Below are 561 nucleotides of genomic sequence, written 5' to 3'. Positions count from 1 at the left end.
CACTCAGTTAGTCACCCGGCGAGTCGCTAGGGTCCCTACCATGGTGTCCTTCAGCCCTGCAGAGACCGAACGACAGTGGGACTACGAGCTGCTTCAGGACGGCGCGGTCTCCGGCTTCCACGATGAGAAGCAGCTCGACCACGTCGTGAGTGAGCTGGTGAGCCTCGGATACGGCGTCGCTCAGACTCGCGGTGGCAACGGAACGAGCCTGCTCGGACAGCTCCTCTCCCAGGTGACGATGCGGTACTGCGGCTGGTCGGTCCAGAATCTGGATGCCTTCTGTGACGCTCTGCGCTACATCGACTTCACCGGGGTTACGGGGTGGGCTCTCGTCATCCGCCAGTTCGACGAGCCGTTCGGAGCCGATCCGCAGTGGACCGTGGCCATGGCCGACACCATTGCCCAGGTCTCGTACGAGCACCTGCTCATGGGAAACCGACTCCTCGCGTTGTTGCACAGCCAAGATGAGAACGTGACGCTCGGCCGGCTCGGTGGTCACGAGCACTCGTGGCGCTAGCCCTCCGGCTGTAGCCCATAGAGAACCGTCAGCTTGGGAATCGG

The 561-nt window shown here is 63.1% G+C and carries 1 protein-coding gene; it reads left to right on the top strand.

The genetic code is table 11. The features are described 5' to 3' along the window. The first annotated feature begins 40 nt into the window (after window positions 1–40). Window positions 41–517: a hypothetical protein gene (locus tag FXF52_RS41245; RefSeq protein WP_148805075.1), complete on the top strand. Its 477-nt coding sequence runs from the start codon at window positions 41–43 to the stop codon at window positions 515–517. Window positions 518–561: the final 44 nt, after the last annotated feature.

It is taken from the genome of Micromonospora sp. MP36, assembly GCF_008119785.1.
Taxonomy (GTDB): domain Bacteria; phylum Actinomycetota; class Actinomycetes; order Mycobacteriales; family Micromonosporaceae; genus Micromonospora.
Note: the sequence above shows the minus strand (reverse complement) of the source record. Positions and strands in the feature narration are given on the sequence as shown.

Coding starts and splice junctions, on each gene's coding strand:
- FXF52_RS41245 (WP_148805075.1), top strand. CDS start 41: ATGGTGTCCTTCAGCCCTGCAGAGACCGAACGACAGTGGGACTACGAG.